This is a genomic window from Pulveribacter suum (genome assembly GCF_003013695.1).
Lineage (GTDB): Bacteria > Pseudomonadota > Gammaproteobacteria > Burkholderiales > Burkholderiaceae_C > Melaminivora > Melaminivora suum.
Genome location: NZ_CP027792.1, coordinates 82,483 through 108,026 on the forward strand (window position 1 = coordinate 82,483; position 25,544 = coordinate 108,026).

Genomic DNA, 25,544 nt, shown 5'->3' on the forward strand with positions numbered 1-25,544 from the left:
TAACGCTTGCGCAGTAAGCGCCGGCAGCTATTAGATACATAGCACGCTGGCGCAGCGCCTTCACGGCGGTCTTCAAGAAAACTCACGCCGCGCCGCGCCGCGCTGGCCTACAGTGGCCGGATGTCTGCTGCCTCCAGCCCCACCCCCCCGCCCAGCCCCGCCGAGCGCGCCCAGCGCCAGCAGCAGGTGGTGCAGGCCCTGTCGGCCTGCCTGCCGCAGCACGCTTTGCTGTGGCAGCCCGAGGACACCACGCCCTACGAGTGCGATGGCCTGACGGCCTACCGCCAGCGGCCGCTGGTGGTGTGCCTGCCCGAGACGGAAAGCCAGGTGCAGGCCGTGCTGAGGACTTGCCACCGCCTGCAGGTGCCGGTGGTGGCGCGCGGCGCCGGCACCGGGCTGTCGGGCGGCGCCATGCCGCACGCCATGGGCGTGACGCTGTCGCTGGCCAAGTTCAACCGCATCCTGGACGTGGACCCGGTGAGCCGCACCGCACGCGTGCAGTGCGGCGTGCGCAACCTGGCCATCAGCGAGGCGGCCGCGCCGCACGGCCTGTACTACGCGCCCGACCCCAGCAGCCAGATCGCCTGCACCATCGGCGGCAACGTGGCCGAAAACTCGGGCGGCGTGCACTGCCTGAAATACGGCCTGACGGTGCACAACGTGCTGCGCGTGCGCGGCTACACCATGGAGGGCGAGCCGGTCACCTTCGGATCGGAGGCGCTGGACAGCCCCGGCCTGGACCTGCTGGCCGCCGTGATCGGCAGCGAGGGCATGCTGGCCGTGGCGCTGGAGGTGACCGTCCGCCTGATCCCGCGCCCCATGCTTGCGCGCTGCATCATGGCCAGCTTCGACGACGTGCGCAAAGCCGGCGACGCCGTGGCGGCGGTGATCGCTGCCGGCATCATCCCGGCCGGGCTGGAGATGATGGACAAGCCCATGACGGCGGCGGTGGAGGACTTCGTGCACGCCGGCTACGACCTCACGGCCGAGGCCATCTTGCTGTGCGAGAGCGACGGCACGCCCGAGGAGGTCGAGGAAGAAATCCAGCGCATGAGCGACGTGCTGACCGCCGCCGGCGCCACCGCCATTGCCGTGAGCCAGAACGAGGAGGAGCGCGCGCGCTTTTGGAGCGGGCGCAAGAACGCCTTTCCGGCCAGCGGCCGCATCAGCCCCGACTACATGTGCATGGACTCGACCATTCCAAGGAAGCGCCTGGCGGACATCCTGCTGGCCATTTCAGAGATGGAGAAGAAGTACGACCTGCGCTGCTGCAACGTGTTCCACGCCGGCGACGGCAACCTGCACCCCTTGATCCTGTTCGATGCCAACGACCCCGACCAGCTGCGCCGCTGCGAGCTGTTCGGCGCCGACATCCTGGAGACCAGCGTGGCCATGGGCGGCACCGTGACGGGCGAGCACGGCGTGGGCGTGGAAAAGCTGAGCAGCATGTGCGTGCAGTTCACCGCCGAGGAGAACGCGCAGATGATGGCGCTCAAGAACGCCTTCGACCCGGCCGGCCTGCTCAACCCGGGCAAGGTCATCCCCACGCTGAACCGCTGCGCGGAATACGGCAAGATGCTGGTGCGCGGCGGCAAGTTGAGCCATCCGGACCTGCCGCGGTTCTAGGTCATCCGCGCCGGCGGGCGGCCGCCCTATCCGCCTTGCGTTGCCATGGACTTTTTCGCCCAGCCCTACCTCGCCTTCTATGGCAAAAGCCTGCTGTTTGCGCTGATCGGCGTGCTGCCCATCATCAACCCGCTGGCGTCCGCCCCCCTCTTCGTGGACTTCACGCGCGGCCTGAGCGACGAGGCGCGCACCCGGCTGGCGCGGCGCATCGGCCAGAACGTCATGGTGCTGCTGACGTTTGCCATGGTCATGGGGTCGTACGTGCTCGACTTCTTCGGCGTGTCGCTGCCGGCGGTGCGCATCGCCGGTGGCATGGTGGTGGCCTCCATCGCCTGGCGCATGCTCAACGCCCAGCAGGCCACCAGCGACGACGCCACGCAGATGGTCAACGCCCTGACCGAGGACAAGGCCAGCATCAAGGCCTTCTACCCCCTGACCTTTCCGCTGACCTGCGGGCCCGGCTCGATCTCGGTGGCCATCGCCGTTGGCGCCAGCCTGCACACGCGGCGCAGCGTGACGGAGACCATGTTCAACATGGCCGGCGGCCTGACGGCGGCCGTGCTGCTGGGCCTGCTGGTCTCGCTCACCTTCCGCTACGCCAGCCGGCTGCTGCACCGGCTGGGCGAGGCACGCAAGATCGTCTTTCTGCGGCTGATGGCCTTTTTGCTGCTGTGCGTGGGCGTGGAGATCATCTGGAACGGCGTGCAGTCGCTGGTCGTGCAGCTGATGACCACGGGCGCCGTGGTGCCGGCCGCTCCGACCTACTGACGCCGCCCGCCCTGCTGCTGGCGCCCCACGCACGGGCACGTTCTGCACTGACAGCGCAGCGCCTGCACCTGGGCCAGCATGGTCCTTTTGTGATCCACAAAAGGAGTTTCGCCATGCCCGCACCCTCCCTGTTTCGCCTGCTGAGCGCCGCTGCCGTCCTGGCCGCCGCCAGCGCCGCCACGCCCGCCCTGGCGCAGCAGCTGCCCGCTGCCCACGAGGCGGGCAACCTGCGCTACCAGTGCGGGGGCATCGGCGTGGACGAGTCCAGCGCCATGCGCGCGGCGATGAAGGACCACCCGCTGTCGCTGCTGTTCGCCCGTGCGGACGGGGCGTACGAGGCCAACATCGACGTGCGCATCACCCCCCAGGGCGGCAGCGGCCAGGCCATGGGCTTCGTGGCCAATGGCCCGGTGTGCCTGCTGCAGCTGCCCGCCGGCAGCTACAAGGTGGACGTGCAGGGCGCCGGCCAAAGCCACAGCCGCACGGTCAAGGTGGGCGGCGCGCCGCAGTCGCTGGATTTCCGCTTCTGAGCGGCACGCGCCCTGCCAGCCAGCACGGTCCGCCGTGCTGGTTTTTCATGTCAAAACAGCCTGCAGCGCCCGTCCATCAAACGCCAGCAGCTACTTATTTGATAGCAAACGCCGGGCCGGCACGGCTCAGCTGCCGCCCGCTGCCAGCCACAGCGCCCGGGCGTGGGAGATGCCGAACAGCACCAGCCCGATCAGCCCGCCCACCACGGTGCCGTTGATGCGGATGTACTGCAGGTCGGTGCCGATGTGCAGCTCCACCAGGCGGGCCGTCTCCGCCGCGTCCCAGCGCTGCACGGTGGCCTGGATGTGCTCGGCCACCGACTGCGCCACGTCCGGGGCAAACGTGGCGGCCCACAGCTCCAGGCGCACGTTCAGCCGCACGCGCAGCGCCGCGTCGCCCGCCAGCGACATGCCCAGCCACTGGCCCATGCCGGCCACGCGGCGCGACAGCTGCGAGTCCTCGTCGGCCAGGTCCTCGCGCAGGCGGCGGCGCACGTCCAGCCACAGCTCGCGCACGTAGTCGCCCAGCAGCGCGTCGTTTTGCAGGTAGCCGCGCACCTCCTCGCTGCGCCGCGCCCAGTCGGGGTCGGTCTGCAGCCGCTCGATGAGCCGCGCCACGGCGGCGTCCAACGCCTCGCGCAGCTCGTGGCGCGGGTCTTCGGCGATGGATTTGAGCAGCGCATCCACGGCATGGGTGATGGCGCCCGCGCCCTTGCCCGACAGCCAGTCGGTGGGCAGCATCTTCTGCTTCAGGGGGTGCTCGCGGCGCAGCCACTGCACCAGCGTGTCGGCGACGAACTCGCGCGTCTCCGGCGAGCGCACCTTGTCGGCCAGGCGCGACAGCAGCGCGTCCAGCAGCGCCTGGTGGCGGCCCTCGTGGGTCAGCGCGCCCAGCACCGAGGCCATGGAGCGCGACACGTCGATTTGCCCGATCAGCGTGCGCGCCGCATTGGCCAGGAAGGCCTGGATCTTGGCGTCCTCCACCGTGTCCAGCGCCGTGAGCGCCAGCCTGCCGACCTGGCGGCCCAGCAGCTGAGCGTTGGCCGGTGCGGTGAGCCACTGCGCCAGCATGCTGGCCGGGTCGTGCTGGCGGATCAGCGCCACCAGCGAGGGGCCATCCAGGAACTTGTCGCGCACGAAGCCCGCCAGGTTGCCGCCGATGCGGTCCTTGTTGCGGGCAATGATGTCGGTGTGGCGTGACACCAGCGGCAGCGGGATGCGCCGAAACAGCGCCGAGACGGCAAACCAGTCGGCCAGCGCGCCGACCATGGCGGCCTCGGCCACCGCGCGCAGGCAGGCCACGGCCAGGCTGGCGGGCAGGAAATGCGTGGCGGCAAAGACGGCCACCACGGCCAGCAGCAGGCCGGTGGCCTGGCGTTTGGCGCGCGCCAGCTGGCGCTCGTGGTTGCCCTGCGGCAGGGGGGGATCAAGGGGTGCGGCCGCATGGGCCGCTGCACGTTCCAGGGGCGAGGCAGGCATGCACCGCAGCATAGACCGGCGCCGCCGTGCGCGTCCACGGCCGGCTGTAGGAGAGCGGGGCCGGCCGGCGTGCTCCCGGGGCGGCAATCGCCCGGCGGCGCCGGCCCGGGCAGGTCAGGCGCGGGGCGCGACCTGGTCCAGCGCGGCGCTCAGGTGCTGCACGGTGCGCTGCACGTTGTGCCACTTCTCCAGCCCGAACAGGCCGATGCGAAAGGTCATGAAGTCCGGCCCCTCGCCGCACTGCAGCGGCACGCCGGCGGCGGTCTGCAGGCCGGCCTCCATGAATTTCTTGCCGCTGTGGATGCCCGGGTCGGTGGTGTAGCTCACGACCACGCCCGGCGCCTTGAACCCTTCAGCCGCCACGCTGGGAAAGCCGCGGCCCTCCAGCAGCTCGCGCACCCTGGCGCCCAGCTCGATCTGCTCGGCGCGCACCTTGTCGAAGCCGTATTCGCGCGTCTCCAGCATCACGTCGCGCAGGCGCACCAGGGCGTCGGTGGGCATGGTGGTGTGGTAGGCGTGCTGGCCCTTTTCGTAGCCCTCGGCGATCTGCATCCATTTTTTCAGGTCGCAGGAGAAGCTGGAGCTTTGCGTGCCCTCGATGGCCTCGCGGGCACGCGCCGACAACATCACCATGGCGCAGCACGGCGAGCTGCTCCAGCCCTTTTGCGGCGCGCTGATCAGCACGTCCACGCCCGTCGCCTCCATGTCCACCCACATGGCGCCGGAAGCCACGCAGTCCAGCACGAACAGCGCGCCGACGTCGTGCGCGGCGTCGCTCACGGCGCGCAGGTAGTCGTCCGGCAGGAGGATGCCGCTGGCCGTCTCCACATGCGGGGCAAACACCACCTTCGGTCTTTCCGCGCGGATGGCAGCTGCCACCTCATCGGCCGGGCACGGCGCCCAGGGCGCCTGGCTGCCGCCGTCCTGCTGGCGCGCCTTGCACACCACCGAGCCGCCCCCTAAGCCCTTGTCGGCGTCGAAGATCTGCGTCCACCGGTAGCTGAACCAGCCGTTGCGCACGATCAGCACTTTCTCCCTGTTGGCGAACTGCCGCGCCACCGCCTCCATGCCGAAGGTGCCACTGCCCGGCACCAGCACGGCCGTGTGGGCGTGATAGACGCTCTTCAGCGTGCCCAGGATGTCCTGCATGACGCCCACGAAGCGCTTGGACATGTGGTTGAGCGCGCGGTCGGTATAGACCACCGAAAATTCAAGCAGTCCATCAGGGTCGATATCGGGCAAGAGGCCGGGCATGGGGTGGGTTCTCCGTCAACTGAAAGTGCGCCGCTGGCGCCAGGGCGGGCCAGCTTAACACCGGCCTACCACGTGTCCACGAAGCGCGCGCGGGCTTCGCTGACGCGTGCCGAAGCCAGCCCGCGGGCCAGCCAGGCGCGCGTTTCGGCCGGGTCGATGACAGCGTCGATCTCCAGCGTGCTGGCCAGGTGCATGGCCTCGCCGTGGGCGTACTGGCGCGCCAGCAGCTCGGCAAACAGCGCGTCGCGCTCGGCGCCCTCGGCCGCGGCGGCCAGCTCCTTGCGAAAGCCCAGGCGCACCGCGCCCTCCAGCCCCATAGCGCCGAACTCGCCCGTGGGCCAGGCGACGGTGAACACCGGCGCGTGCAGGGCGCCGGCCGCCATGCCCATGGCCCCCAGGCCGTAGCCCTTGCGCAGCACCACGGCGAAGAACGGCACCCGCAGGCTGGCCGCGGCCACGAACAGGCGGCTGACGTGGCGCACCTGGGCGGTCTTCTCGGTGTCCGGCCCGACCATGAAGCCGGGCGTGTCGATCAGGCTGACCAGCGGCAGGCCGTGGGCGTTGCACAGCTGCATGAAACGCGCCGCCTTGTCGGCCGCATCCGCGTCGATGGCGCCGCCCAGGTGAGCCGGGTTGCTGGCCAGCAGCCCCACCGGCCGGCCCTCGATGCGCGCCAAGGCCGTGTGGATGCCCGCGCCGAAGCCGGTGCGCAGCGCCAACAGGCTGCCCTCGTCCACCAGGCCCGCCATGGCGGCGCGGGTGTCATACACGCGCAGGCGGTTCTCGGGCACCACGGCGCGCAGGGCGCGCTGGTCGGGCGCGCTCCACTGGCTGGCGCGGCCCTGGAAGAACGACAGGTAGTGCCGCGCCGCGGCCACGGCCGCGCGCTCGTCCTGCACCAGCAGGTCGATCACGCCGCTGGCGTGCTGCACGCCGGCCGGGCCGATGTCCTCGGGCGCGAACACGCCCAGCCCGCCGCCTTCCACCATGGCCGGCCCGCCCATGCCGATGTTGCTGGTGCGCGTGGCGATGACCACGTCGCTGCAGCCCAGCAGCGCGGCGTTGCCGGCAAAGCAGCGCCCGTGCGCAATGCCCAGCACCGGCACCTGGCCCGACAGCGCGGCGTAGGCGGCAAAGGTATGCACGTGCAGCCCGGCGACGATGGCCATGTCGGTGTCGCCCGGCCGCCCGCCGCCGCCTTCGGCGAACAGCACCACGGGCAGTTGCTGGTCCAGGGCGATGCCCAGCATGCGGTCGGTCTTGGCGTGGTTGCGCATGCCCTGGGTGCCGGCCAGCACCGTGGCGTCGTAGGCCATGACGACGGTGCGGGCGCGCTCCTCGCCATACGCGGCGCCGTTGACGCTGCCGATGCCGGTGACCATGCCGTCGGCCGGGGTGTTGGCGATCAGGTCCTGCATGCTGCGCCGGCGCGTCTGCGCGGCCACGGCCAGCTGGCCGTATTCGATGAAGCTGTCTGCGTCGCACAGGTCGGCAATGTTCTCGCGCGCGCTGCGGCTTCCCTGGGCGTGGCGGCGGGCCATGGCCTCGGGGCGGGCGGCGTCCAGGGTGTGCGCATGGCGGTCGATGACGCGCTGCAGGTCGGCGCGGATGTGGTCCGGGCCTTGCTGCGGCCCGCTCGCGTGCTCCAGCGGCTCGGCACTGGCGGCCTCTTCCAGCACCAGCACCGGCTGGCCCGGCGCCAGCTGCGCGCCGGGGCGGGCCAGCAGGCGCAGCACGCGGCCGGCGTGCGGGGCGGCCAGCACGTGCTCCATCTTCATGGCCTCCAGCACGGCCAGCTCGGCGCCGGCGGCGACCACGTCGCCCTCGGCCACGGCCAGCTGCACCAGGCGCGCGGGCATGGGGGCGCAGACGGTGCCCTCAGGCGCAGCGGCCTGGGGCGTTTCAGGGTCTTTTTGGCCTCCAGCGCTTGTGGAGCAAGCATTGGCAGCTATGGTTTTTGATGCCTCTTGCAGCAGCTCGGGCAGCGCCGCTTCGAGCCAGCGCGTGTGCAGCGGCTGCTGGCTCTCCATCTCGGGCCGCGCGGCCAGGGCGCGCAGCAGGGGCAGGTTGGTCGGCAGGCCGTCGATGGTGCATTCGGCCAGCGCCCGGCGCGAGCGGCGCAGCGCCGCGGCAAAACCGCCCGGCGCATGCACGATGAGCTTGGCCAGCAGCGTGTCGTAGTGCGGCGAGGGCGCGCTGCCGGCCACGCCATGCGTGTCCACGCGCACGCCCGGGCCGCTGGGCAGGTCGAAGCGCACCAGCGTGCCGCTGCCAGGCAGCGCGTTGCCCTGGGCGTCGTATTGCTCGGCGTTGATGCGCCACTGGATGGCGCAGCCGCGCACGGGCGGCGGCGCCTCAGCCGACAAGCCCAGATCGGCCAGCCGCTCGCCCGCGGCCAGGCGGATCTGCGCCTGCACCAGGTCCACGCCGGTGACTTCTTCCGTCACCGTGTGCTCGACCTGCAGCCGGGCATTGGCCTCGATGAAGACGAAGGGCAGCGTGCTGCTTTGCGCATCCACCAGGAATTCGAACGTGCCCAGGCCCTCGTAGCGCACGGCGCGCGCCAGGGCCAGCGCCGCCTGGGTCAGCTGCGCGCGCAGCGGCGGCGACAGCGTGGGGCTGGGGGCAATCTCCACCAGCTTTTGAAAGCGCCGCTGCAGCGTGCATTCGCGCTCGCCCAGCGCCACGGCGTCGCGGCCGTCGGCGACGACCTGCACCTCGATGTGGCGCGCGCCTTCCATCAGCCGCTCGACGTACAGGCCGTCCGCGCCGAAGGCTGCCTGGGCCTCGCGGCGGCAGCGCTCCCAGGCGTCCTGCAGGGCGTCGGCGCTGCGCACGGCGCGCATGCCGCGCCCGCCGCCGCCGCCCACGGCCTTGAGCATGACGCCGGCGCCGCCCTGCGCGGCCAGGAAGTCCTGCGCCTGCTGCAGCGACACGGCCGCGCCGCTGCCGGGCATGACGGGCACGCCCTGCTCCTGGGCCAGCGCACGCGAGCGCGCCTTGTCGCCCAACAGCGCCAGCTGCGCCGGCGTGGGGCCGATGAAGCGCAGGCCGGCGCCTTCGCAGGCGCGCGCGAAATCGGCGCGCTCGCTCAAAAAGCCGTAGCCGGGGTGGATGGCGTCGCAGCCCTGGGCGCGGGCGATGGCGATCAGCGCCGCGCCGTCCAGGTAGGCGGCGGGACCGCTGGCGGCCAGGGCCACGGCGGCGTCGGCGGCGCGCACGTGCGGGGCGCCGGCGTCGTCTTCGGCATGGACGGCGACGCTGGCGGCGCCCAGTTCGTACAGGGCGCGCACGATGCGCAGGGCCACCTCGCCGCGGTTGGCAATCAGGACTTTGTGGAACATGGTTCTTTGATTTTGATAGCTGCCAGCGCTTGCCCAGCAAGGGCTGGAGGCCGATTTGGCTTGAAACTCAATCCGCGTCGCGCAGCAGCCGGCGCAGCACCTTGCCGGCGCCGGTGGCCGGCAATGCGGCCACTACGCGCACCTCGCGCGGCGCCTTGTAGGGCGCCATGTGCTCGCGGCACCAGGCGGTGAAGGCCTCGGCGTCGATCTGCTGGCCCGCCCGCGGCACCAGGAAGGCGCGCACCACTTCGCCCTTGTCGGCATGGGGCACGCCGATGACGGCGGACTGCGCCACGGCAGGGTGGCGGTTCAAAAGGGCCTCGACCTCCTCGGGAAAGACGCTTTAGCCCGAGACCTTGATCATTTCCTTGAAGCGGCCGAGGAAGGTGAGGTAGCCGTCCGCGTCCAGCTGGCCCATGTCGCCGGTGTGCACCCAGCCGCCGCGCAGGGTCTGGGCCGTGGCCTCGGGCTTGTTCCAGTAGCCCTGGAAGTTGCCGGGCCCGCGCACCACGATCTCGCCCTGCTCGCCGGCGGGCAGCGGCTGGCCGGTGGCCGGGTCGATGATGGCGATCTCGTTGCCCGGCACGGCGCGGCCCTGCGTGCCCCAGCGGATGGCGCCCGCCGGCATGGCGGTGTCCACGGTGTGGGTCTCGCTCAGGCCGTAGGCGGCCTCGTGGCTGGTGCAGTGGGGGGCGAAGGCGCGCCATTGGCGCGCCAGCTCCTCGGTCCAGGCAAAGCCGAAGCTGGTCACCGGGTTGCGGCGCAGCGCGCTCCAGTCGCGCTGGCCGGCGTCCGGCAGCTGCATCAGCGCGCCGTTCATGGGGGCGATGCTGTACCACCAGGTGATGCGCCGGCTCTCCAGCGCCTGGGCCACGCCGGCGGGGTCAAAGCGGTACAGCAGCGTCATGGCCGTGCCGCTGAAGACGGGCAGGTTCACGCCCATGACCATGCCGGCGATGTGGTACAGCGGCGCCACGGCCAGCAGCCGGTCGTCCTGCGCCAGGCCGTTGCACTGCGCGGCGGCCTGGGTCTTGAACAGCGCGTTGCCGTAGCTGAGCATGGCGCCCTTCGGCAACCCCGTGGTGCCGGACGTGTAGGTCATCAGCGCCACGTCGTCCAGCGACAGCGCCACGGGCGCGGGCGTGCCGCCGGCGGCGACCACGGCCAGGAAGTCCTCGTCGCCCTCCGCCAGCGGCTGGCTGGCAGTGCGCTGGGCCTCCAGCTCGGGCGGCACGGGCAAGTCCGGCGCGCCCGGCAGCAGCTCGCCGTGGCGCACCACGAAGACATGGGCCAGGCGCGTTCGCGCACGGACTTTGTCCACCACCGGCAGCAGCACGTCGGCGGCCACCAGCACGCGCGCGCCCAGGTCGGCCAGCTGGTAGTGCAGCTCGTGCTCCTTGTTCAGCGGGCCGCAGGGGCAGACGATGGCGCCGATCTTCTGGATGCCGTAGTGCGCCATCAGGTACTGCGGGCAGTTGTTCAGGAACAGCGCCACCGGCTCGCCCTTTTGCACGCCCAGCGCCTGCAGTCGGGCGGCGAAGGCGTCGCTGGCGGCGTCCAGTTCGGCCCAGGTGATGCGGCGGCCGTACCAGTCGACGGCGGTGGCGCCCGGCGTGGTGCGGGCGTGGCGGCGCAGGTGCTCGTGCAGGGGCTGGAGGGCCTGGGGGTCGGTCATGCGGTGTCTCCTGGAAAGCTTCTTGGTTCGCTCGGTGCTTGCCAGCATAAGCGGGCGCCGCGCACAATGCTACCCATGGGTATAACGCAGGTGACAGGCACGGGCGCGGACGCGCATCCCTTCCCCGGCACGCTGGGGCGCGGGCGCCAGCGCGCCGACACGCCCGGCAGCGCGGACAAGCGCGAGCGCATCCTGGCCGTGGCCGAGCAGCTCTTTGCGGCGCAGGGCTACGCCAGCACGACCATGGAGCAGATCGTGCAGGCGCTGGGCGTGACCAAGCCCTTCGTCTATTACTACTTCCGCAACAAGCTGGAGATCTTCGAGCTGCTGAGCTGGCGCCCGGCGGTGGCCTGCTTCACGGCGCTGGACTTTGCCCAGGGCGACGTGCGCCCGGCGCACGAGAAGGTCGCGGCCGGCATGGAGCAGCTGATCCGCGCCACCATCGCGCACTACCCGGCCGCGTTCTTTCCGTACCGCGAGCCGCAGGTCTATACAGAGCGCTTCGTCGCCGCGCAAAGACGCCTGGCCAACCATTTCTACGAGCGCCTGTGCCAGCTGCTGGAGCAGGGCCGCGCCGAAGGCTGGTTCGACGTGGGCGAGGTGCGCATCGCCGCCCAGGCGGCGTGCAGCCTGCCGGGCTTTCTCTACCAGTGGTACCGGCCCGACGGCCGCCTGCCGCCGGAGGCGATGGTGGCCGAGCTGACACAGCTGGCCTGCCGCGTGCTGGGGCTGCGAGGCAGCGTAGGACCCGCGCCGGTCGCTCAGGCCGGCGGGTAGCTGCGCGCGCCGAAGAGGCCGCTGCCCACGCGCACCAGCGTGCTGCCGGCGGCGATCGCCGCTTCCAGGTCGGCCGTCATGCCCAGCGACAGGGTGTCGAAGTGCTCCAGCCCCGGCGCGCCGCAGGCGGCGATGGCGTCGAACACCTCCCGCACCCGCCCGTGCACGGCGCGCTGGGCCGCGGGGCCCTCCACCGGGTCAGGGATGCTCATCACCCCGCGCAGGCACAGGCGCGGCAGCTGCGCCACGTCGCGGGCCAGGGCCAGCGCCTCTTGCGGGGCCACGCCAGACTTGCTGGCGCCGCCATCCACATTGACCTGGATGCACACCATGAGCGGCGGCAGCTGCTCGGGGCGCTGGTCCGACAGGCGCTGGGCGATCTTCAGCCGGTCCACCGTGTGCGCCCAGTGAAAGTGCTCGGCCACCAGCCGCGTCTTGTTGCTCTGGATGGGACCGATGCAGTGCCAGCGCAGCTCGGCGGCCAGTTCCGGCGCGAGCGCGGCCACGGCGGCCCTCTTGTCCAGCGCTTCCTGCAGATAGTTTTCGCCAAAAGCGCGCTGGCCGGCGTGCGCGGCCTGCAGCACCTCGGGCGCGCCAAAGGTCTTGGACACCGCCAGCAGGCCGACGCTGGCCGGGGCGCGGCCCGCCGCCTCGCAGGCGCGGGCGATGCGCCCCTGCACGTGCTCCAGATTGGCAGCGATGGTCGTCATAATGCGCGGCGAGCGTAACAGACGAACATCAGAGGGACTCTTCCGTGGACATCACCCAGCTGCTTGCCTTCAGTGTCAAGAACAAGGCCTCGGACCTGCACCTGTCCGCCGGGCTGCCGCCCATGATCCGCGTGCATGGCGACGTGCGCCGCCTGAACGTCGATGCGCTGGACCACAAGACGGTGCACGCCATGGTGTACGACATCATGACGGACTCGCAGCGCAAGGTGTACGAGGAGTTCCTGGAGGTGGACTTCTCCTTCGAGATCGACGGCCTGGCGCGCTTTCGCGTCAACGCCTTCAACCACTACCGCGGCGCAGGCGCGGTGTTCCGGACCATTCCCAGCAAGATCCTCACGCTGGAGCAGCTGAATGCGCCCAAGATCTTCGCCGACCTGGCGCTCAAGCCCCGGGGCCTGGTGCTGGTGACCGGCCCCACGGGCTCGGGCAAGTCCACCACGCTGGCCGGCATGGTCAACCACCTGAACGAGAGCGAGTACGGCCACATCCTCACCGTCGAGGACCCGATCGAGTTCGTGCACGAATCCAAGAAGAGCCTGATCAACCAGCGCGAGGTCGGGCCGATGACGCTGTCGTTCTCCGCCGCGCTGCGCTCGGCCCTGCGCGAGGACCCGGACGCCATCCTGGTGGGCGAAATGCGCGACCTGGAGACCATCCGCCTGGCCATGACGGCGGCCGAAACGGGCCACCTGGTGTTCGGCACGCTGCACACGTCGAGTGCCGCCAAGACCATCGACCGCATCATCGACGTCTTCCCCGCCGAGGAAAAGGAGATGGTGCGGGCCATGCTGTCGGAGTCGCTGCAGGCCGTGATCTCGCAGACATTGTGCAAGACCAAGGACGGCTCGGGCCGCGTGGCGGCGCACGAGATCATGCTGGGCACCAGCGCCATCCGCAACCTGATCCGCGAGGCCAAGGTGGCGCAGATGTACTCCACCATCCAGACCGGCAACAGCGTGGGCATGCAGACGCTGGACCAGAACCTGGCCGACCTGGTGCGGCGCAACATCATCAGCCCGGCCGAGGCCCGCAGCAAGGCCAAGATCCCGGAAAACTTCCCCGGCTGACGCCGCGCTCGCCTGGGCGACAATGGCCGCCGGCATCTTTGGAGACAGCACAATGGAACGCGATCAGGCGAGCAAATTCATCAACGACCTGCTCCGGCTGATGGTCAACCGCGGCGGCAGCGACCTGTTCATCACGGCGGAGTTTCCGCCCGCCATCAAGGTGGACGGCAAGATCACCAAGGTCTCGCCCCAGCCGCTCACGCCCGCGCACACGCTGACACTGGCGCGCTCCATCATGAGCGACCGCCAGATTGCCGACTTCGAGCGCACCAAGGAGTGCAACTTCGCCATCTCGCCGGCCGGCATCGGGCGCTTCCGGGTCAACGCCTTCATCCAGCAAAGCCGCGTGGGCATGGTGCTGCGCTCCATCCCCACCACGCCGCCGACCATCGACGGGCTGGGCATGCCGCAGGTGCTCAAGGAGGTCGTCATGACCAAGCGCGGGCTGTGCATCCTGGTGGGCGCCACGGGCTCGGGCAAGTCCACCACGCTGGCGGCCATGCTGGACTGGCGCAACGAGAACACCTTCGGCCACATCATCACCGTGGAGGACCCGGTGGAGTTCGTGCACCCGCACAAGAACTGCGTGGTCACCCAGCGCGAGATCGGGCTGGACACGGACAGCTGGGAAGCGGCACTGAAGAACACGCTGCGCCAGGCGCCGGACGTGATCCTGATGGGCGAGATCCGCGACCGCGAGACGATGGAGCACGCGGTGGCCTTCTCCGAGACCGGCCACCTGTGCCTGGCCACACTGCACGCCAACAGCGCCAACCAGGCGTTGGACCGCATCATCAACTTCTTCCCCGAGGAGCGGCGCACCCAGCTGCTGATGGACCTGTCGCTGAACCTGCGCGCCATGGTCTCGCAGCGCTTGCTGCCGCGCCAGGACAGCAAGGGCCGCGCCGCCGCCGTGGAGATCATGCTCAACACTCCCTTGATCGCCGACCTCATCTTCAAGGGCGACGTCACCGAGATCAAGGAGATCATGAAGAAGAGCCGCAACCTCGGCATGCAGACCTTCGACCAGTCACTGTTCGACCTGTTCGAGGCAAACGTCATCACCTACGAGGACGCGCTGCGCAATGCCGACTCGGTCAACGACCTGCGCCTGCAGATCAAGCTCAGCAGCCAGCGCGCCAAGACCACCGACCTGGCCGCGGGCACCGAGCACTTCGCGATCGTCTGAGGCGCCGCCCTCTTCGGGCCGCCTGCAGCCCGCCCCGGCCCGCCCGGCACCCTGCCGCGCGGGTCTTTCATTTTCCAAAGGAGACCGCCATGAGCAGCAGCATCAACTCCCGCCCCTACGACGCCGTGCCGGCGCGCCACGTGGCCTTCCTGGGCCTGGGGGTCATGGGCTTTCCGATGGCAGGGCACCTGGCACGGGCGGGCCACACGGTCACGGTCTATAACCGAACTGCTAGCAAATCGATAGCTTGGTGCGCAAAGTTTGGGGGCGCTGGAGGCCAAAAACATGCCGCGACGCCACGCGAGGCGGCGGCCGGGGCCGACATTGTCTTTTGCTGCGTTGGCAACGACGACGATCTGCGCTCGGTGGTGCTGGGCGAGGACGGGGCCTTTGCCGGCATGCAGCCGGGTGCCATCTTCGTGGACCACACCACGGCATCGGCCGCCGTGGCGCGCCAGCTGTACCAGGAGGCGCGCACGCGCGGCCTGCAGTTTGTGGACGCCCCCGTCTCGGGCGGCCAGGCCGGCGCGCAAAACGGCCTGCTGACCGTGATGTGCGGCGGCGACCAGGAGGCGTTTGACGCCGTGCGTCCCGCGGGCATGGCCTTCGCCCGGGCCTTCACCCGCATCGGCGACAGCGGCGCCGGCCAGCTGGCCAAGATGGTCAACCAGGTCTGCATTGCCGGGCTGGTGCAGGGCTTGTCGGAGGCGGTGGCTTTTGGCCAGCAGGCGGGCCTGGACATGCCGCTGGTGCTGGATGTGATCAGCAAGGGCGCGGCGCAGAGCTGGCAGATGGACAACCGCGGTAAGACCATGGCCGAAGGACGCTTCGACTTCGGCTTTGCCGTGGACTGGATGCGCAAGGACCTGGGCCTGGTACTGGACGAGGCCAAGCGCAACGGCGCGCTGCTGCCCGTCACCGCCCTGGTGGACCAGTTCTATGCCGACGTGCAGCGCGCCGGCGGCGGTCGCTGGGACACGTCCAGCCTCATCACGCGCCTGGCCGGCCAGCCCGGCAAGGCCTGAGGGGCAGCCCGCTCAGCGCCTGGCGGGGGCGCTGGCGGCGGCCGGGTCCTGCGTGACCGGCGCCGGCTGGGCCAGCTGGCGCTGGAGCTCCTCCTCGCTGATCACCTCAAACGCCCGCACCACCTTGCGCACGCCGTTCACGCCCCGGGCGATCTCGGCGCTGCGCTTGGCCTCGCGCTGCGTCACCCGGCCCATCAGATAGACCACGTTGCGCTCGGTCACCACCTTGAAGGCGCTGGCCGTGAGGTCCTTGGCGTCCACCAGGCTGGCGCGCACCTTGCCGGTGATGAAGGTGTCGTTGGAGCGCTGCGTCAGGCTGGAGGGGGGCATGATGCCCAGATCGTTGACGACGGACAGCACGTTCTCGACGCCACGCACGATCTGCTCGGCCTTCTGGCCATCCTCGGCAGTGGCCACTTCGCCGGTCAGCAGCACCTGGCGGTTGTAGCTGGTCACATTGATGTGGGCGCGGTCGCCCAGGGTTTCACGGATGCGGCTGGCGGCGCGCAGCTCGATGCCCTCGTCCTCGACCTGGGTGCCGGCCGTGCGGCGATCGATGGCCATCAAGGTGCCAACCATGGCACCACCGCCAATGACCAGCGGTGCGCAGGCGGACAGCCCGGCGCCCAGGGCCGCGGCGGTGAGCACGGCCGCGCCAGCGCGCAAGAAACGTTCTTTCATAGCAATATCTCCTGATCTCCAAGCAATTGGGCGTCCATGCCGTCGCACAGGCAGTGCAGCACCAGGGCCTGCACCTCGCGCACCCGCGCGGGGCGATCGTGAGGCACGCAGATCTGCACGTCGGTCTCGCGCAGCAGTGCGGCCAGGGCGCCGCTGTCGCGGCCGCACAGGGCCACCACGGTCATGTCGCGCTCGTGCGCGGCCTGCACGGCCTGCAGCAGAGCCGCTTCGTTGCCACCGGTGGAGAACGCCAGCAACACATCCCCCGCCTGGCCCAGCGCGCGCACTTGGCGTGCGAGGGGCGCTGCAGCGGTGTCCGTGGCCGATGACGGCATCCAGGTGGCGTCCGGCACCAGCGCCAGGGCGGCCAGCTCGGGCCGCTCACGCTCGAAACCGCCCACGCACAAGGCCGCGAACTGCTGGGCCAAGGCGCCGCAAGGGCCGCTGCCGCAGGCCAGCAGCTTGGCGCCGCTGGTAATGGAGGCCACCAGCGCGTGCACCGCTGCGGCGATGGCGCCGCTCAGGGCCTGGGAGGTCTGGTATTTGAGATCGGCACTGTCGATGAAGTGCTGCTGGATCCGTTGCTCAAGCATGGGCCGCAGATGATACCCGCGGGCCAGGCTCAGCCCGCGTCAAAGGCCGCGCGCAGCCACTGCAGCCGGCCCTGCTCGATCAGCACCGCGTCGAAGCGGCAGGCCGGCGGCTGCGCCCAGCGCATCAGGTAGCACTGTGCAGCAAAGATGATGCGCCGCCGCTTGGTGATGCCAATGCTGGCGCCCGCGCCGCCGTGGCTGGCGCCAGCGCGGCTGCGCACCTCCACGAACACCAGAGTGCCGTCGGGCTCGCGCAGGATCAGGTCGATCTCGCCGCCGCCGCGCCCGACGGTCCGATAATTGCGCTGCACCAGCACCAGGCCGGCCGCCAGCAGATGGGCCAGCGCCTGGTCCTCGGCCGCCTGGCCGGCCACGCGCGTGGTCGCACCCTTGCCGGGCCGGCTTGCCCCATCGTCTTGAAGGAATCCCATTGAGCGCATCCTTTGCATCGGCCCTTGGCGCCGCACGCGACGCGGCTGCCGCGCAGCATTATCCGCAGGGCGCCCTGTACGTCGTGGCCACGCCCATCGGCAACCTGGCCGACATGACCCTACGGGCGCTGCACGTGCTGCAGCTGGCCGACATCATCGCCTGCGAAGACACGCGCCACACCCACGCGCTGCTGCGCGCCTATGGCATCGACAAGGCCGGTGGCAGCCTGATCGCGCTGCATCAGCACAACGAGGCCCAGGCTGCGCAGCAGGTGGTCGGTCAGCTGCGGCAGGGCCTGCGCGTGGCCTACGTGAGCGACGCCGGGACCCCCGGTGTAAGTGACCCGGGCGCGCGTCTGGTCGATGCCGTGCACCAGGCAGGCCTGCGCAGCATTCCGCTGCCGGGCGCCAGCAGCGTGACCACGGCGCTCAGTGTGGCGGGCTCGGTCGCTCCGGCCACGGAGGTACAGGGTTTCGTCTTCCAGGGATTTCTGCCGGCCCGTGCAGGAGAGCGCAGCGCGGCCATCCAGCAGCTGGCCAACGAGCCGCGCTGCGTGGTGCTGCTGGAGGCCCCCCACCGCATCCAGGAGCTGGCCACCGCCCTCGCAGTGCTGGGCGGGCGCCGCGTCACCCTCGCGCGCGAGCTCACCAAACAGTTCGAGGAGGTCTCCAGCCATCCCGCAAGCGAGCTGTCTGCATGGCTTGCCGGCTCGCCCCAGCGGGTCCGCGGTGAGTTCGTAGTCCTGCTGCATCCCGCGGATGCCCAGAAGAATGAAGAAGGCGGGGACAGCGAGCGGGTATTGAGACTGCTGCTCGATGAGTTGCCCACCAAGACGGCAGTGAAACTGGCCGCTGAAATTACGGGGGCTGCGCGCAATGCCTTGTATGAGGCCGCCTTGCGCATGAAAAACGGCTGATGACGGCAAATCCGGCTGGCGCCGGACAAAAAAAAGCCCGCATAAGCGGGCTTTTTGAAATTCAGGCAGTTACCTGTTTTATTTGGTTGCGCGAGGAGGATTTGAACCTCCGACCTTTGGGTTATGAGCCCAACGAGCTACCAGACTGCTCCATCGCGCGTCAGAAATGAAAGTATACCCTAATTTCAGCCCTTGGCGGAAGTTTCGGCAACTTCGCCCACATTTTCTTCTGCGCGCTCGACGAACTCCACGTAAGCCATGGGTGCGTTGTCGCCGACGCGGAAGCCCATCTTCAGGATGCGCGTGTAGCCACCGGGGCGGGCCTTGAAGCGCGGGCCCAGTTCGTTGAACAGCTTGGTCACGCTGTCGCGATCACGCAGGCGATTGAAGGCCAGGCGGCGGTTGGCAACGGAGTCTTCCTTGGCCAGGGTGATCATGGGCTCGATCACGCGGCGCAGCTCCTTGGCCTTGGGGAGGGTGGTCTTGATGGCCTCGTGCTCGATGATCGAGTTCATCATGTTTTGCAGCATCGCAAGGCGGTGCGATGTCGTGCGGTTGAGTTTTCGCAGGCCGTGTCCGTGACGCATGGTGCTTTCCTTATCAATCAATTAAAACGGGCAGCCGTATCAGGTACTGCCCGGAGCACTCCCCAGGTGGGGACCAATGGCAGATCAGCGCTTGTCCAGGCCGGCAGGCGGCCAGTTCTCGAGCTTCATGCCCAAGGTAAGGCCGCGGGAGGCGAGCACTTCCTTGATTTCGTTGAGCGACTTGCGGCCCAGGTTGGGCGTCTTGAGCAGCTCGTTCTCGGTGCGCTGGATCAGGTCACCGATGTAGTAGATGTTCTCGGCCTTCAGGCAGTTGGCCGAACGCACCGTGAGTTCCAGCTCGTCCACCGGACGCAGCAAGATCGGGTCGAACGTAGCAGCGCTGCGTGAGCTGGAGGGCGTGTCGAACGCCGCCAGTTCGCCGCCTTCAAGCTGCGCGAACACCGCCAGCTGCTCGACCAGAATCTTGGCCGACGCGCGCACGGCATCTTCAGCCGAGATGGCACCGTTGGTCTCGATCTCCATGACCAGCTTGTCCAGGTCAGTACGCTGCTCCACGCGAGCGCTTTCCACCGTGTAGCTCACGCGGCGAATCGGCGAGAACGAGGCATCCAGCACGATACGACCGATGGACTTGGTGGACTCGTCGGCATAGCGGCGCAGGCTGCCGGGCACGTAGCCGCGGCCCTTCTCAACCTTGATCTGCATGTCGAGCTTGCCGCCGGCAGACAGGGTGGCGATCAGGTGGTCAGGGTTGACGATCTCGACGTCGTGCGGCGTCTGGATGTCGCGCGCCGTCACGACGCCTTCTCCATCCTTGCGCAGCGACAACGTGACTTCATCACGGTTGTGCAGCTTGAATACGACGCCCTTGAGGTTCAGGAGGATGTTCACGACATCTTCCTGCACGCCATCAATGGACGAATACTCGTGCAGCACGCTGGCGATCGTCACTTCCGTTGCTGCGTAGCCGACCATGGAAGACAGCAGAACCCTGCGCAGGGCATTGCCAAGCGTGTGGCCATAGCCGCGCTCAAAGGGCTCCAGTTCCACTTTGGCGCGATTGGGACCCAGCTGCTCGACGTTGATGGTCTTGGGCTTCAGCAAATTGGTTTGCATGCAGACTTCCTCTCAGTACCCCCAGCTCGTTACACCGGTAAGGCGGGTGAAGCGCCCCCACCGCGATGCCTCGCGGTAGGGGAGTACGTTGTTTCCGGGCGGGAACCGCTCGGGATTAACGCGAATACAACTCGACGATCAGCGATTCGTTGATGTCGGCACCGAACTCATCACGATCCGGTGCCTTCTTGAAGACGCCTTCGGCTTTCTCGACGTTGACCTCGACCCAGGCAGCGATGCCGACCTGCTGCGCCAACTGCAGAGCCTCGGCAATGCGTGCCTGCTTCTTGGACTTCTCGCGCACGGCAACCACGTCGCCCACCTTCACAAGGTAGGAAGCGATGTTCACGGACTGGCCATTCACCGTAATGGCCTTGTGCGACACCAGCTGGCGCGCTTCGGCGCGGGTGGAGCCAAAGCCCATGCGGTACACGACGTTGTCCAGGCGGCTTTCCAGCAGGCCCATCAGGTTGGCGCCAGTGTTGCCACGGCGGCGCTCGGCTTCAGCGAAGTAGCGGCGAAACTGCTTTTCCAGCACGCCGTACATGCGCTTGACCTTCTGCTTCTCGCGCAGCTGCAGGCCGTAGTCAGAGGTGCGGGCACCGGACGTGCGGCCATGCTGGCCGGGCTTGGAGTCGAACTTGGCCTTGTCCGCGATCGAGCGGCGTGCGCTCTTGAGGAACAGGTCAGTTCCTTCGCGGCGGGAGAGTTTGGCCTTGGGGCCGAGATAACGTGCCACTTGAGTTTCCTTGGTATTTTCAGCTGCCGCAGGGTTGCTGCGGGAGCCACCCTCATCGCATGCGGATGCGAGGGGTGGCGGTGGACTTCAACGGGAGATCAGATGCGGCGGCGCTTCTGAGGGCGGCAGCCGTTGTGCGGAACCGGCGTCACATCGGAGATCGACGTGATGCGGATGCCCAGGGCGCCCAGGGCGCGCACAGAGGACTCGCGACCGGGGCCGGGGCCCTTGATCTCGACGTCCAGATTCTTGACGCCCTGCTCCATGGCAGCGCGGCCAGCCACTTCCGAGGCCACCTGGGCAGCGAAGGGAGTGGACTTGCGCGAGCCCTTGAAGCCTTGACCACCCGACGAGGCCCAGGACAACGCGTTGCCCTGACGGTCAGTGATGGTGATGATGGTGTTGTTGAAGGAGGCGTGAACGTGGGCAATGCCGTCGGAGACGTTCTTGCGGACCTTCTTGCGCACGCGCTGGGCGGCGTTATTGGCGGGAGACTTTGCCATGGGGTTCTTTCAGTCCTTACTTCTTCAGTGCCGCTGCGCCCTTGCGCGGACCCTTGCGGGTACGGGCATTGGTGCGGGTGCGCTGACCGCGCATCGGCAGGCCGCGGCGATGACGGAAGCCCCGGTAGCAGCCGATGTCCATCAGGCGCTTGATGTTCATCGTCGTCTCGCGACGCAGGTCACCTTCGATGGTGAACTGGGCGATCTGATCGCGGATCTTTTCCAGATCGGCGTCGGTCAATTCCTTGACCTTCTTGGAGTAGTCGATGCCGCATGCGTCGCAAATCTTGCGAGCACGGGTGCGCCCGATACCGTAGATGGCCGTCAGACCAATTTCGGCATGCTTGTGGGGCGGAATGTTGATACCAGCGATACGAGCCATGTGCGTCCTCTAATGATCGTTAAGCCATCAGCCCTGGCGCTGCTTGTGACGCTGATCCGTGCAGATCACGCGCACCACACCCTTGCGGCGGATGATTTTGCAGTTGCGGCAGATCTTCTTTACCGAAGCCGAAACTCTCATTGCATTCTCCTAAACTTGTCCAATCGTTCCGGCCCTCACGGGATACACGCGGAACACAAAAATCAGCCCGCGAGCGAACGTTGGGCATCAATGAAAATTGCCGCAATTCTGGCGAACCCGCCACTATAGCGGATTTGCCAAAATCAGGCCAGTGGGTCAGGCGCCAGCCGTCGTCTTGAAGTTCGCCTTCTTGAGCAGCGACTCATACTGCTGGCTCATCAGGTAGTTCTGCACCTGGGCCATGAAGTCCATGGTCACCACCACGATGATCAGCAAAGAGGTGCCACCAAAATAGAACGGCACGTTGTACTTCAGGATCAGGAACTCCGGCAGCAGGCATACGAAGGTGATGTAGATCGCCCCCGCCAGCGTCAGCCGGACCAGGATCTTGTCGATGTAACGCGCCGTGTGCTCGCCTGGCCGAATCCCGGGGATGAAGGCCCCGCTCTTCTTCAGGTTGTCTGCGGTTTCCCGGCTGTTGAAAACCAGCGCGGTATAGAAAAAGCAGAAGAACACGATGGCGGTCGCATACAGCAGCACGTAGATCGGCTGGCCGGGGGTGAGCGTGCCTGCGATATCGCGCAGCCAGCGCATCGATTCACCGGCACTGAACCAGTTCACGATGGTGGCGGGCAGCAAGATGATCGACGAAGCGAAGATCGGCGGAATCACGCCAGCCATGTTCAGCTTGAGCGGCAGGTGCGAGGATTGCCCCCCGTACACCTTGTTGCCCACCTGACGGCGTGCGTAGTTCACCAGGATCTTGCGCTGGCCACGCTCCACATACACCACAAAGTACGTGACCAAGCCCACGATCGCCACGATGAAGATGGCGGCAGGAATGCCCATTGCACCGGTGCGCACCAGCTCCAGCAGCCCACCCAAGGCACTGGGCAGGCCGGCAGCGATGCCGGCGAAGATCAGGATCGAAATCCCGTTGCCCAGGCCACGCTCGGTGATCTGCTCGCCCAGCCACATCAGGAACATGGTGCCTGCAGTCAGGCTGACCACGGCCGTCATGCGGAAGCCGAAACCTGGATCAAGCACCAGGCCGGCCTGGCTTTCCAGGGCCACGGCAATGCCCAGCGATTGGAAAACTGCCAGGCCGACGGTACCGTAACGCGTGTATTGCGTGATCTTGCGGCGGCCGGCCTCCCCTTCCTTCTTCATCTGCTCGAACGCGGGCATCACGTAGGTCATCAACTGCATGATGATCGATGCCGAAATGTACGGCATGATCCCCAGCGCGAAGACCGTGAAGCGAGACAGCGCCCCGCCCGAGAACATGTTGAAGAGGTTGAGGATGCCGCCCTGCTGGCCGTTGAACAGCTGCTGCAGCTGCGCCGGATCAATCCCCGGAACGGGAATGTGCGCGCCCACACGGTACACGACCAGCGCGAGCAGCAGAAAGACCAGGCGCCGGCGAAGGTCGCCGAACTTGCCGGTTTTCGCCAGTTGAGCTGCGTTCGTAGCCACGGATGCCTTTCGTCGTGTGCGGCCGCTCAGGCCACGCTGCCGCCGGCCGCCTCAATGGCAGCCTTGGCGCCAGCGGTGACCGTGATGCCGGACAGCTTCACGGCGCGAGTGATCTCGCCGCTCTTGATGACCTTGACCACGCGGGTCAGCTCACCAATCAGGCCGGCCTTCTTGAGGGCAAGCATGTCCACCTCGGCCAGGTCCAGGCGGCCCAGGGCGGAGAGCGTCACTTCAGCGTTGAACTTGAGCAGGTGCGACTTGAAGCCACGCTTGGGCAAGCGGCGCTGCAGGGGCATCTGACCCCCTTCAAAGCCCACCTTGTGGTAGCCGCCCGAACGGGACTTCTGGCCCTTGTGGCCACGACCGGCCGTCTTGCCCAGGCCGGAGCCGATGCCGCGACCGACGCGGCGGGCGGCATGCTTGGCTCCTGCTGCGGGCTGGATGCTGTTGAGTTCCATCATCGACCTCTTACAGGATTTTGACCAGGTAGCTGATCTTGTTGATCATGCCGCGCACCTCGGGCGTGTCCTGCAGCTCGCTCACGCTGTTGAGCTTGCGCAGACCCAGGCCGCGAACGGTGGCACGGTGCGATTCCTTGGTGCCGATAGGGCTGCGCACCAGCTGAATCTTCACGGTTTGTTGCGTCGTCGTTGTCATGTCGACTTCCTCTTCAGGCAGTGAACAGCTCTTCGACCGACTTGCCGCGCTTGGCAGCCACTTCGGCCGGCGTCGTGCAGTTGGTCAGGGCGTCGAGCGTTGCGCGCACCATGTTGTAGGGGTTGGACGAGCCGTGGCTCTTGGCCACGATGTCGGTGATGCCCATGACTTCGAAGACGGCGCGCATCGGGCCGCCGGCGATGATGCCGGTTCCCTTGGGGGCCGGTGCCATCATCACGCGGGCAGCGCCATGGTGGCCCGTCACCTGATGGTGGATGGTGCCGTCCCTGAGAGACACCTTCACCAGCTTGCGGCGGGCTTCTTCCATGGCCTTCTGCACGGCGGCGGGCACTTCCTTGGACTTGCCCTTGCCCATGCCGATACGACCATCGCCATCACCGACCACGGTCAGAGCGGCAAAACCGAGGATACGACCGCCCTTGACGACCTTGGTCACGCGGTTGACCGCGATCATCTTCTCGCGCAAACCGTCGTCGCGACCTTCGTCCTGCACGCGGGGTTGAAATTTAGCCATTGTTGTGTCGCTCCCTTAGAACTGCAGGCCGGCTTCGCGGGCCGCTTCGGCCAGGGCCTTCACGCGGCCGTGGTAGGCAAAGCCCGCGCGGTCGAACGCCACGCGCTCAATACCTGCAGCCTTGGCCTTTTCGGCGATGCGCTTGCCGACGGCTTGCGCAGCAGCGGCGTTGCCGCCCTTGCCCGCGCCGCCCAGCGACTGACGTGTATCGGCCTCGGCAGTGGATGCCGTGGCCAGCACGCGCGCACCATCTTCGGAGATGACGCTGGCGTAGATGTGGAGATTCGTGCGATGCACCGTCAGGCGCGCCACGCCCTGCTGGGCAATGCGGATGCGGGTCTGGCGGGCACGGCGGAGACGCTGCTCTTTCTTGGTCAACATGTTGCAGCTCCTTATTTCTTCTTGGTCTCTTTGATCGCGACCTTCTCGTCCGCATAGCGGATGCCCTTGCCCTTGTAGGGCTCGGGCGGACGAACGGCGCGGATCTCGGCGGCCAGCTGGCCCACCACCTGGCGGTCGGCACCCTTGATCACGACTTCGGTCGGGGTCGGGGTAGCTACCGTGATGCCGGCGGGCATGTCGAAGTTCACGGGGTGGGAAAAACCGATGTTCAGGTTCAGCTTGGAACCCGATGCAGCAGCCTTGAAACCCACACCAACCAGGGTCAGCTTCTTTTCGAAGCCGCGGCTCACGCCGACCACCATGTTGTTCACCAGTTGGCGAATGGTGCCGCTCATGGCATTGGCCTCACGCGACTCGTCGGTCGGCGCAAAGCTCAACTTGCCGTCGTTGCTGGAGACCTTGACCAGTGCGCTCTGGGCCAGCGACAGCGTGCCGCCAGCGCCCTTGACACTGATCTGATCGTCCTTGATGGACACATCCACGCCTGCGGGGATGGTCACCGGTGATTTGCCTACTCGGGACATTTCTGTTTACTCCTCGAATGCCGCGTCAGGCCACGTAGCACAGCACTTCGCCGCCGACACCGGTGGCACGTGCTTTGCGGTCAGTCATCACGCCCTGGGGAGTGGTGACGATGGCCACGCCCAGGCCGTTCTGGACCTGAGGAATGGCGCCCGCGCCCTTGTACACGCGCAGGCCGGGGCGGCTCACGCGCTCAATGCGCTCGATCACCGGACGACCGGCGTAGTACTTCAGGGCGATTAGCAGCTCGGTCTTGCCGGCGTCGGTCTTGATTTCAAAACCGTCGATATAGCCCTCGTCCTTGAGCACCTGGGCGATGGCGACCTTCACCTTGGAGGACGGCACCGACACGGTGGCCTTGGACACCATCTGCGCGTTGCGGATGCGGGTCAGCAGGTCAGCGATGGGATCACTCATGCTCATGTCTATCTCTCCT

28 protein-coding genes, 1 tRNA gene and 1 pseudogene are annotated in these 25,544 nt (G+C 68.0%); 8 read left to right on the forward strand and 22 right to left on the reverse strand.

Annotated elements, in window-relative coordinates:
* Nucleotides 1-120: 120 nt before the first annotated feature.
* From C7H73_RS00355 to C7H73_RS00365, 3 genes are all read left to right on the forward strand, one after another.
* Nucleotides 121-1,626 carry an FAD-linked oxidase C-terminal domain-containing protein gene (locus C7H73_RS00355; RefSeq protein ID WP_106844828.1) on the forward strand — a complete coding sequence of 502 codons (1,506 nt, stop codon included), beginning with the start codon at nucleotides 121-123 and terminating at the stop codon, nucleotides 1,624-1,626.
* A gap of 45 nt (nucleotides 1,627-1,671) precedes the next feature.
* Complete coding sequence (locus C7H73_RS00360; protein WP_106844829.1) at nucleotides 1,672-2,394, forward strand: MarC family protein; 723 nt, start codon at nucleotides 1,672-1,674, stop codon at nucleotides 2,392-2,394.
* Between the two features lie 113 nt (nucleotides 2,395-2,507).
* A complete protein-coding gene (locus C7H73_RS00365; RefSeq protein WP_106844830.1) occupies nucleotides 2,508-2,924 on the forward strand; it encodes a hypothetical protein in 417 nt (138 codons plus the stop codon).
* 126 nt (nucleotides 2,925-3,050) lie between these two features.
* Here C7H73_RS00365 and C7H73_RS00370 read toward each other — a convergent pair whose 3' ends face one another.
* From C7H73_RS00370 to C7H73_RS00385, 4 genes and pseudogenes are all read right to left on the reverse strand, one after another.
* Entirely contained in the window at nucleotides 3,051-4,403 is a 1,353-nt protein-coding gene (locus C7H73_RS00370) for a DUF445 domain-containing protein (RefSeq protein ID WP_227001374.1), read from the reverse strand.
* 114 nt (nucleotides 4,404-4,517) lie between these two features.
* Complete coding sequence (locus C7H73_RS00375; RefSeq protein ID WP_106844832.1) at nucleotides 4,518-5,657, reverse strand: aminotransferase class V-fold PLP-dependent enzyme; 1,140 nt, start codon at nucleotides 5,655-5,657, stop codon at nucleotides 4,518-4,520.
* A gap of 65 nt (nucleotides 5,658-5,722) precedes the next feature.
* The gene (locus tag C7H73_RS00380) at nucleotides 5,723-9,001 is read right to left on the reverse strand and encodes an acetyl-CoA carboxylase family protein (RefSeq protein ID WP_106844833.1); all 3,279 of its coding nucleotides are present in this window, start codon (nucleotides 8,999-9,001) and stop codon (nucleotides 5,723-5,725) included.
* 67 nt (nucleotides 9,002-9,068) lie between these two features.
* A pseudogene (locus C7H73_RS00385) lies at nucleotides 9,069-10,676 on the reverse strand (AMP-binding protein).
* A 75-nt stretch (nucleotides 10,677-10,751) separates the two neighbouring features.
* On the opposite strand from C7H73_RS00385, the gene C7H73_RS00390 reads away from it, so the two are divergent.
* Nucleotides 10,752-11,453: a TetR/AcrR family transcriptional regulator gene (locus C7H73_RS00390; RefSeq protein WP_227001375.1), complete on the forward strand. Its 702-nt coding sequence runs from the start codon at nucleotides 10,752-10,754 to the stop codon at nucleotides 11,451-11,453.
* Here C7H73_RS00390 and C7H73_RS00395 read toward each other — a convergent pair.
* Nucleotides 11,438-12,163: a YggS family pyridoxal phosphate-dependent enzyme gene (locus tag C7H73_RS00395; protein WP_106844835.1), complete on the reverse strand. Its 726-nt coding sequence runs from the start codon at nucleotides 12,161-12,163 to the stop codon at nucleotides 11,438-11,440. The genes C7H73_RS00390 and C7H73_RS00395 overlap by 16 nt on opposite strands.
* A 44-nt stretch (nucleotides 12,164-12,207) precedes the next feature.
* Between C7H73_RS00395 and C7H73_RS00400 the strand changes: the two genes are divergently transcribed.
* From C7H73_RS00400 to C7H73_RS00410, 3 genes are all read left to right on the forward strand, one after another.
* Nucleotides 12,208-13,251: a type IV pilus twitching motility protein PilT gene (locus C7H73_RS00400; RefSeq protein ID WP_106844836.1), complete on the forward strand. Its 1,044-nt coding sequence runs from the start codon at nucleotides 12,208-12,210 to the stop codon at nucleotides 13,249-13,251.
* Nucleotides 13,252-13,303: 52 nt separating this feature from the next.
* Nucleotides 13,304-14,440: a PilT/PilU family type 4a pilus ATPase gene (locus C7H73_RS00405; RefSeq protein ID WP_106847472.1), complete on the forward strand. Its 1,137-nt coding sequence runs from the start codon at nucleotides 13,304-13,306 to the stop codon at nucleotides 14,438-14,440.
* Between the two features lie 89 nt (nucleotides 14,441-14,529).
* A complete protein-coding gene (locus C7H73_RS00410) occupies nucleotides 14,530-15,465 on the forward strand; it encodes an NAD(P)-dependent oxidoreductase (RefSeq protein ID WP_106844837.1) in 936 nt (311 codons plus the stop codon).
* A gap of 12 nt (nucleotides 15,466-15,477) precedes the next feature.
* Here C7H73_RS00410 and C7H73_RS00415 read toward each other — a convergent pair whose 3' ends face one another.
* The 3 genes from C7H73_RS00415 to C7H73_RS00425 are packed head-to-tail and all read right to left on the reverse strand — an operon-like array spanning nucleotide 15,478 to nucleotide 17,170.
* Entirely contained in the window at nucleotides 15,478-16,146 is a 669-nt protein-coding gene (locus C7H73_RS00415; RefSeq protein WP_106844838.1) for a BON domain-containing protein, read from the reverse strand.
* Complete coding sequence (locus C7H73_RS00420) at nucleotides 16,143-16,739, reverse strand: SIS domain-containing protein (protein ID WP_106844839.1); 597 nt, start codon at nucleotides 16,737-16,739, stop codon at nucleotides 16,143-16,145. The genes C7H73_RS00415 and C7H73_RS00420 overlap by 4 nt, the downstream gene beginning before the upstream one ends.
* A 29-nt stretch (nucleotides 16,740-16,768) precedes the next feature.
* The gene (locus C7H73_RS00425; RefSeq protein ID WP_106844840.1) at nucleotides 16,769-17,170 is read right to left on the reverse strand and encodes a YraN family protein; all 402 of its coding nucleotides are present in this window, start codon (nucleotides 17,168-17,170) and stop codon (nucleotides 16,769-16,771) included.
* Here C7H73_RS00425 and rsmI point away from each other — a divergent pair.
* The gene (gene rsmI / locus C7H73_RS00430) at nucleotides 17,170-18,087 is read left to right on the forward strand and encodes a 16S rRNA (cytidine(1402)-2'-O)-methyltransferase (protein ID WP_106844841.1); all 918 of its coding nucleotides are present in this window, start codon (nucleotides 17,170-17,172) and stop codon (nucleotides 18,085-18,087) included. The two genes, C7H73_RS00425 and rsmI, sit on opposite strands and share 1 nt — an antisense overlap.
* Nucleotides 18,088-18,170: 83 nt before the next feature.
* Here rsmI and C7H73_RS00435 read toward each other — a convergent pair.
* The 14 genes from C7H73_RS00435 to rpsH all read right to left on the reverse strand — a co-directional run bounded on the left by C7H73_RS00435 (nucleotide 18,171) and on the right by rpsH (nucleotide 25,531).
* Nucleotides 18,171-18,247, reverse strand: a tRNA-Met gene (locus C7H73_RS00435).
* A gap of 25 nt (nucleotides 18,248-18,272) precedes the next feature.
* Nucleotides 18,273-18,674 (reverse strand): 50S ribosomal protein L17, encoded by a 402-nt coding sequence (rplQ, locus tag C7H73_RS00440; RefSeq protein WP_106844842.1) that lies wholly within the window; start codon nucleotides 18,672-18,674, stop codon nucleotides 18,273-18,275.
* Between the two features lie 84 nt (nucleotides 18,675-18,758).
* Nucleotides 18,759-19,751 (reverse strand): DNA-directed RNA polymerase subunit alpha, encoded by a 993-nt coding sequence (locus tag C7H73_RS00445; protein WP_106844843.1) that lies wholly within the window; start codon nucleotides 19,749-19,751, stop codon nucleotides 18,759-18,761.
* A 115-nt stretch (nucleotides 19,752-19,866) separates the two neighbouring features.
* The gene (gene rpsD, locus C7H73_RS00450) at nucleotides 19,867-20,490 is read right to left on the reverse strand and encodes a 30S ribosomal protein S4 (protein WP_106844844.1); all 624 of its coding nucleotides are present in this window, start codon (nucleotides 20,488-20,490) and stop codon (nucleotides 19,867-19,869) included.
* A 98-nt stretch (nucleotides 20,491-20,588) separates the two neighbouring features.
* Nucleotides 20,589-20,993: a 30S ribosomal protein S11 gene (gene rpsK / locus C7H73_RS00455; RefSeq protein WP_106844845.1), complete on the reverse strand. Its 405-nt coding sequence runs from the start codon at nucleotides 20,991-20,993 to the stop codon at nucleotides 20,589-20,591.
* A gap of 16 nt (nucleotides 20,994-21,009) precedes the next feature.
* Nucleotides 21,010-21,375: a 30S ribosomal protein S13 gene (gene rpsM, locus C7H73_RS00460; protein ID WP_106844846.1), complete on the reverse strand. Its 366-nt coding sequence runs from the start codon at nucleotides 21,373-21,375 to the stop codon at nucleotides 21,010-21,012.
* A 27-nt stretch (nucleotides 21,376-21,402) separates the two neighbouring features.
* Complete coding sequence (gene rpmJ / locus C7H73_RS00465) at nucleotides 21,403-21,516, reverse strand: 50S ribosomal protein L36 (RefSeq protein ID WP_003050535.1); 114 nt, start codon at nucleotides 21,514-21,516, stop codon at nucleotides 21,403-21,405.
* Between the two features lie 156 nt (nucleotides 21,517-21,672).
* The gene (gene secY / locus C7H73_RS00470; RefSeq protein ID WP_106844847.1) at nucleotides 21,673-22,992 is read right to left on the reverse strand and encodes a preprotein translocase subunit SecY; all 1,320 of its coding nucleotides are present in this window, start codon (nucleotides 22,990-22,992) and stop codon (nucleotides 21,673-21,675) included.
* A gap of 26 nt (nucleotides 22,993-23,018) precedes the next feature.
* Nucleotides 23,019-23,450, reverse strand: a complete 432-nt coding sequence (gene rplO / locus C7H73_RS00475; protein WP_106847473.1) for a 50S ribosomal protein L15 — start codon at nucleotides 23,448-23,450, stop codon at nucleotides 23,019-23,021.
* 10 nt (nucleotides 23,451-23,460) lie between these two features.
* Nucleotides 23,461-23,649 carry a 50S ribosomal protein L30 gene (rpmD, locus tag C7H73_RS00480; RefSeq protein ID WP_106844848.1) on the reverse strand — a complete coding sequence of 63 codons (189 nt, stop codon included), beginning with the start codon at nucleotides 23,647-23,649 and terminating at the stop codon, nucleotides 23,461-23,463.
* Nucleotides 23,650-23,662: 13 nt separating this feature from the next.
* Nucleotides 23,663-24,184, reverse strand: coding sequence for a 30S ribosomal protein S5 (gene rpsE, locus C7H73_RS00485; protein WP_106844849.1), 522 nt, complete (start codon nucleotides 24,182-24,184; stop codon nucleotides 23,663-23,665).
* Nucleotides 24,185-24,199: 15 nt separating this feature from the next.
* Complete coding sequence (gene rplR, locus C7H73_RS00490) at nucleotides 24,200-24,565, reverse strand: 50S ribosomal protein L18 (protein ID WP_106844850.1); 366 nt, start codon at nucleotides 24,563-24,565, stop codon at nucleotides 24,200-24,202.
* An 11-nt stretch (nucleotides 24,566-24,576) separates the two neighbouring features.
* Complete coding sequence (gene rplF, locus C7H73_RS00495) at nucleotides 24,577-25,110, reverse strand: 50S ribosomal protein L6 (RefSeq protein WP_106844851.1); 534 nt, start codon at nucleotides 25,108-25,110, stop codon at nucleotides 24,577-24,579.
* A gap of 25 nt (nucleotides 25,111-25,135) precedes the next feature.
* A complete protein-coding gene (rpsH, locus tag C7H73_RS00500; protein WP_106844852.1) occupies nucleotides 25,136-25,531 on the reverse strand; it encodes a 30S ribosomal protein S8 in 396 nt (131 codons plus the stop codon).
* Between the last annotated feature and the right edge of the window lie 13 nt (nucleotides 25,532-25,544).

Bases quoted from the DNA above. Each gene is read 5' to 3' on its own strand.
- rplR (WP_106844850.1), bottom strand. From the start codon at position 24,565: ATGTTGACCAAGAAAGAGCAGCGTCTCCGCCGTGCCCGCCAGACCCGC.
- rplQ (WP_106844842.1), bottom strand. From the start codon at position 18,674: ATGCGTCACGGACACGGCCTGCGAAAACTCAACCGCACGACATCGCAC.
- C7H73_RS00405 (WP_106847472.1), top strand. From the start codon at position 13,304: ATGGAACGCGATCAGGCGAGCAAATTCATCAACGACCTGCTCCGGCTG.
- rpsH (WP_106844852.1), bottom strand. From the start codon at position 25,531: ATGAGCATGAGTGATCCCATCGCTGACCTGCTGACCCGCATCCGCAAC.
- C7H73_RS00370 (WP_227001374.1), bottom strand. From the start codon at position 4,403: ATGCCTGCCTCGCCCCTGGAACGTGCAGCGGCCCATGCGGCCGCACCC.
- C7H73_RS00390 (WP_227001375.1), top strand. From the start codon at position 10,752: ATGGGTATAACGCAGGTGACAGGCACGGGCGCGGACGCGCATCCCTTC.
- C7H73_RS00445 (WP_106844843.1), bottom strand. From the start codon at position 19,751: ATGCAAACCAATTTGCTGAAGCCCAAGACCATCAACGTCGAGCAGCTG.
- C7H73_RS00360 (WP_106844829.1), top strand. From the start codon at position 1,672: ATGGACTTTTTCGCCCAGCCCTACCTCGCCTTCTATGGCAAAAGCCTG.
- C7H73_RS00425 (WP_106844840.1), bottom strand. From the start codon at position 17,170: ATGGGATTCCTTCAAGACGATGGGGCAAGCCGGCCCGGCAAGGGTGCG.
- C7H73_RS00355 (WP_106844828.1), top strand. From the start codon at position 121: ATGTCTGCTGCCTCCAGCCCCACCCCCCCGCCCAGCCCCGCCGAGCGC.
- rplF (WP_106844851.1), bottom strand. From the start codon at position 25,110: ATGTCCCGAGTAGGCAAATCACCGGTGACCATCCCCGCAGGCGTGGAT.
- rpsM (WP_106844846.1), bottom strand. From the start codon at position 21,375: ATGGCTCGTATCGCTGGTATCAACATTCCGCCCCACAAGCATGCCGAA.
- C7H73_RS00375 (WP_106844832.1), bottom strand. From the start codon at position 5,657: ATGCCCGGCCTCTTGCCCGATATCGACCCTGATGGACTGCTTGAATTT.
- C7H73_RS00415 (WP_106844838.1), bottom strand. From the start codon at position 16,146: ATGAAAGAACGTTTCTTGCGCGCTGGCGCGGCCGTGCTCACCGCCGCG.
- C7H73_RS00420 (WP_106844839.1), bottom strand. From the start codon at position 16,739: ATGCTTGAGCAACGGATCCAGCAGCACTTCATCGACAGTGCCGATCTC.
- rpmJ (WP_003050535.1), bottom strand. From the start codon at position 21,516: ATGAGAGTTTCGGCTTCGGTAAAGAAGATCTGCCGCAACTGCAAAATC.
- C7H73_RS00410 (WP_106844837.1), top strand. From the start codon at position 14,530: ATGAGCAGCAGCATCAACTCCCGCCCCTACGACGCCGTGCCGGCGCGC.
- C7H73_RS00395 (WP_106844835.1), bottom strand. From the start codon at position 12,163: ATGACGACCATCGCTGCCAATCTGGAGCACGTGCAGGGGCGCATCGCC.
- C7H73_RS00365 (WP_106844830.1), top strand. From the start codon at position 2,508: ATGCCCGCACCCTCCCTGTTTCGCCTGCTGAGCGCCGCTGCCGTCCTG.
- C7H73_RS00380 (WP_106844833.1), bottom strand. From the start codon at position 9,001: ATGTTCCACAAAGTCCTGATTGCCAACCGCGGCGAGGTGGCCCTGCGC.
- rplO (WP_106847473.1), bottom strand. From the start codon at position 23,450: ATGGAACTCAACAGCATCCAGCCCGCAGCAGGAGCCAAGCATGCCGCC.
- rpmD (WP_106844848.1), bottom strand. From the start codon at position 23,649: ATGACAACGACGACGCAACAAACCGTGAAGATTCAGCTGGTGCGCAGC.
- rpsE (WP_106844849.1), bottom strand. From the start codon at position 24,184: ATGGCTAAATTTCAACCCCGCGTGCAGGACGAAGGTCGCGACGACGGT.
- rpsK (WP_106844845.1), bottom strand. From the start codon at position 20,993: ATGGCAAAGTCTCCCGCCAATAACGCCGCCCAGCGCGTGCGCAAGAAG.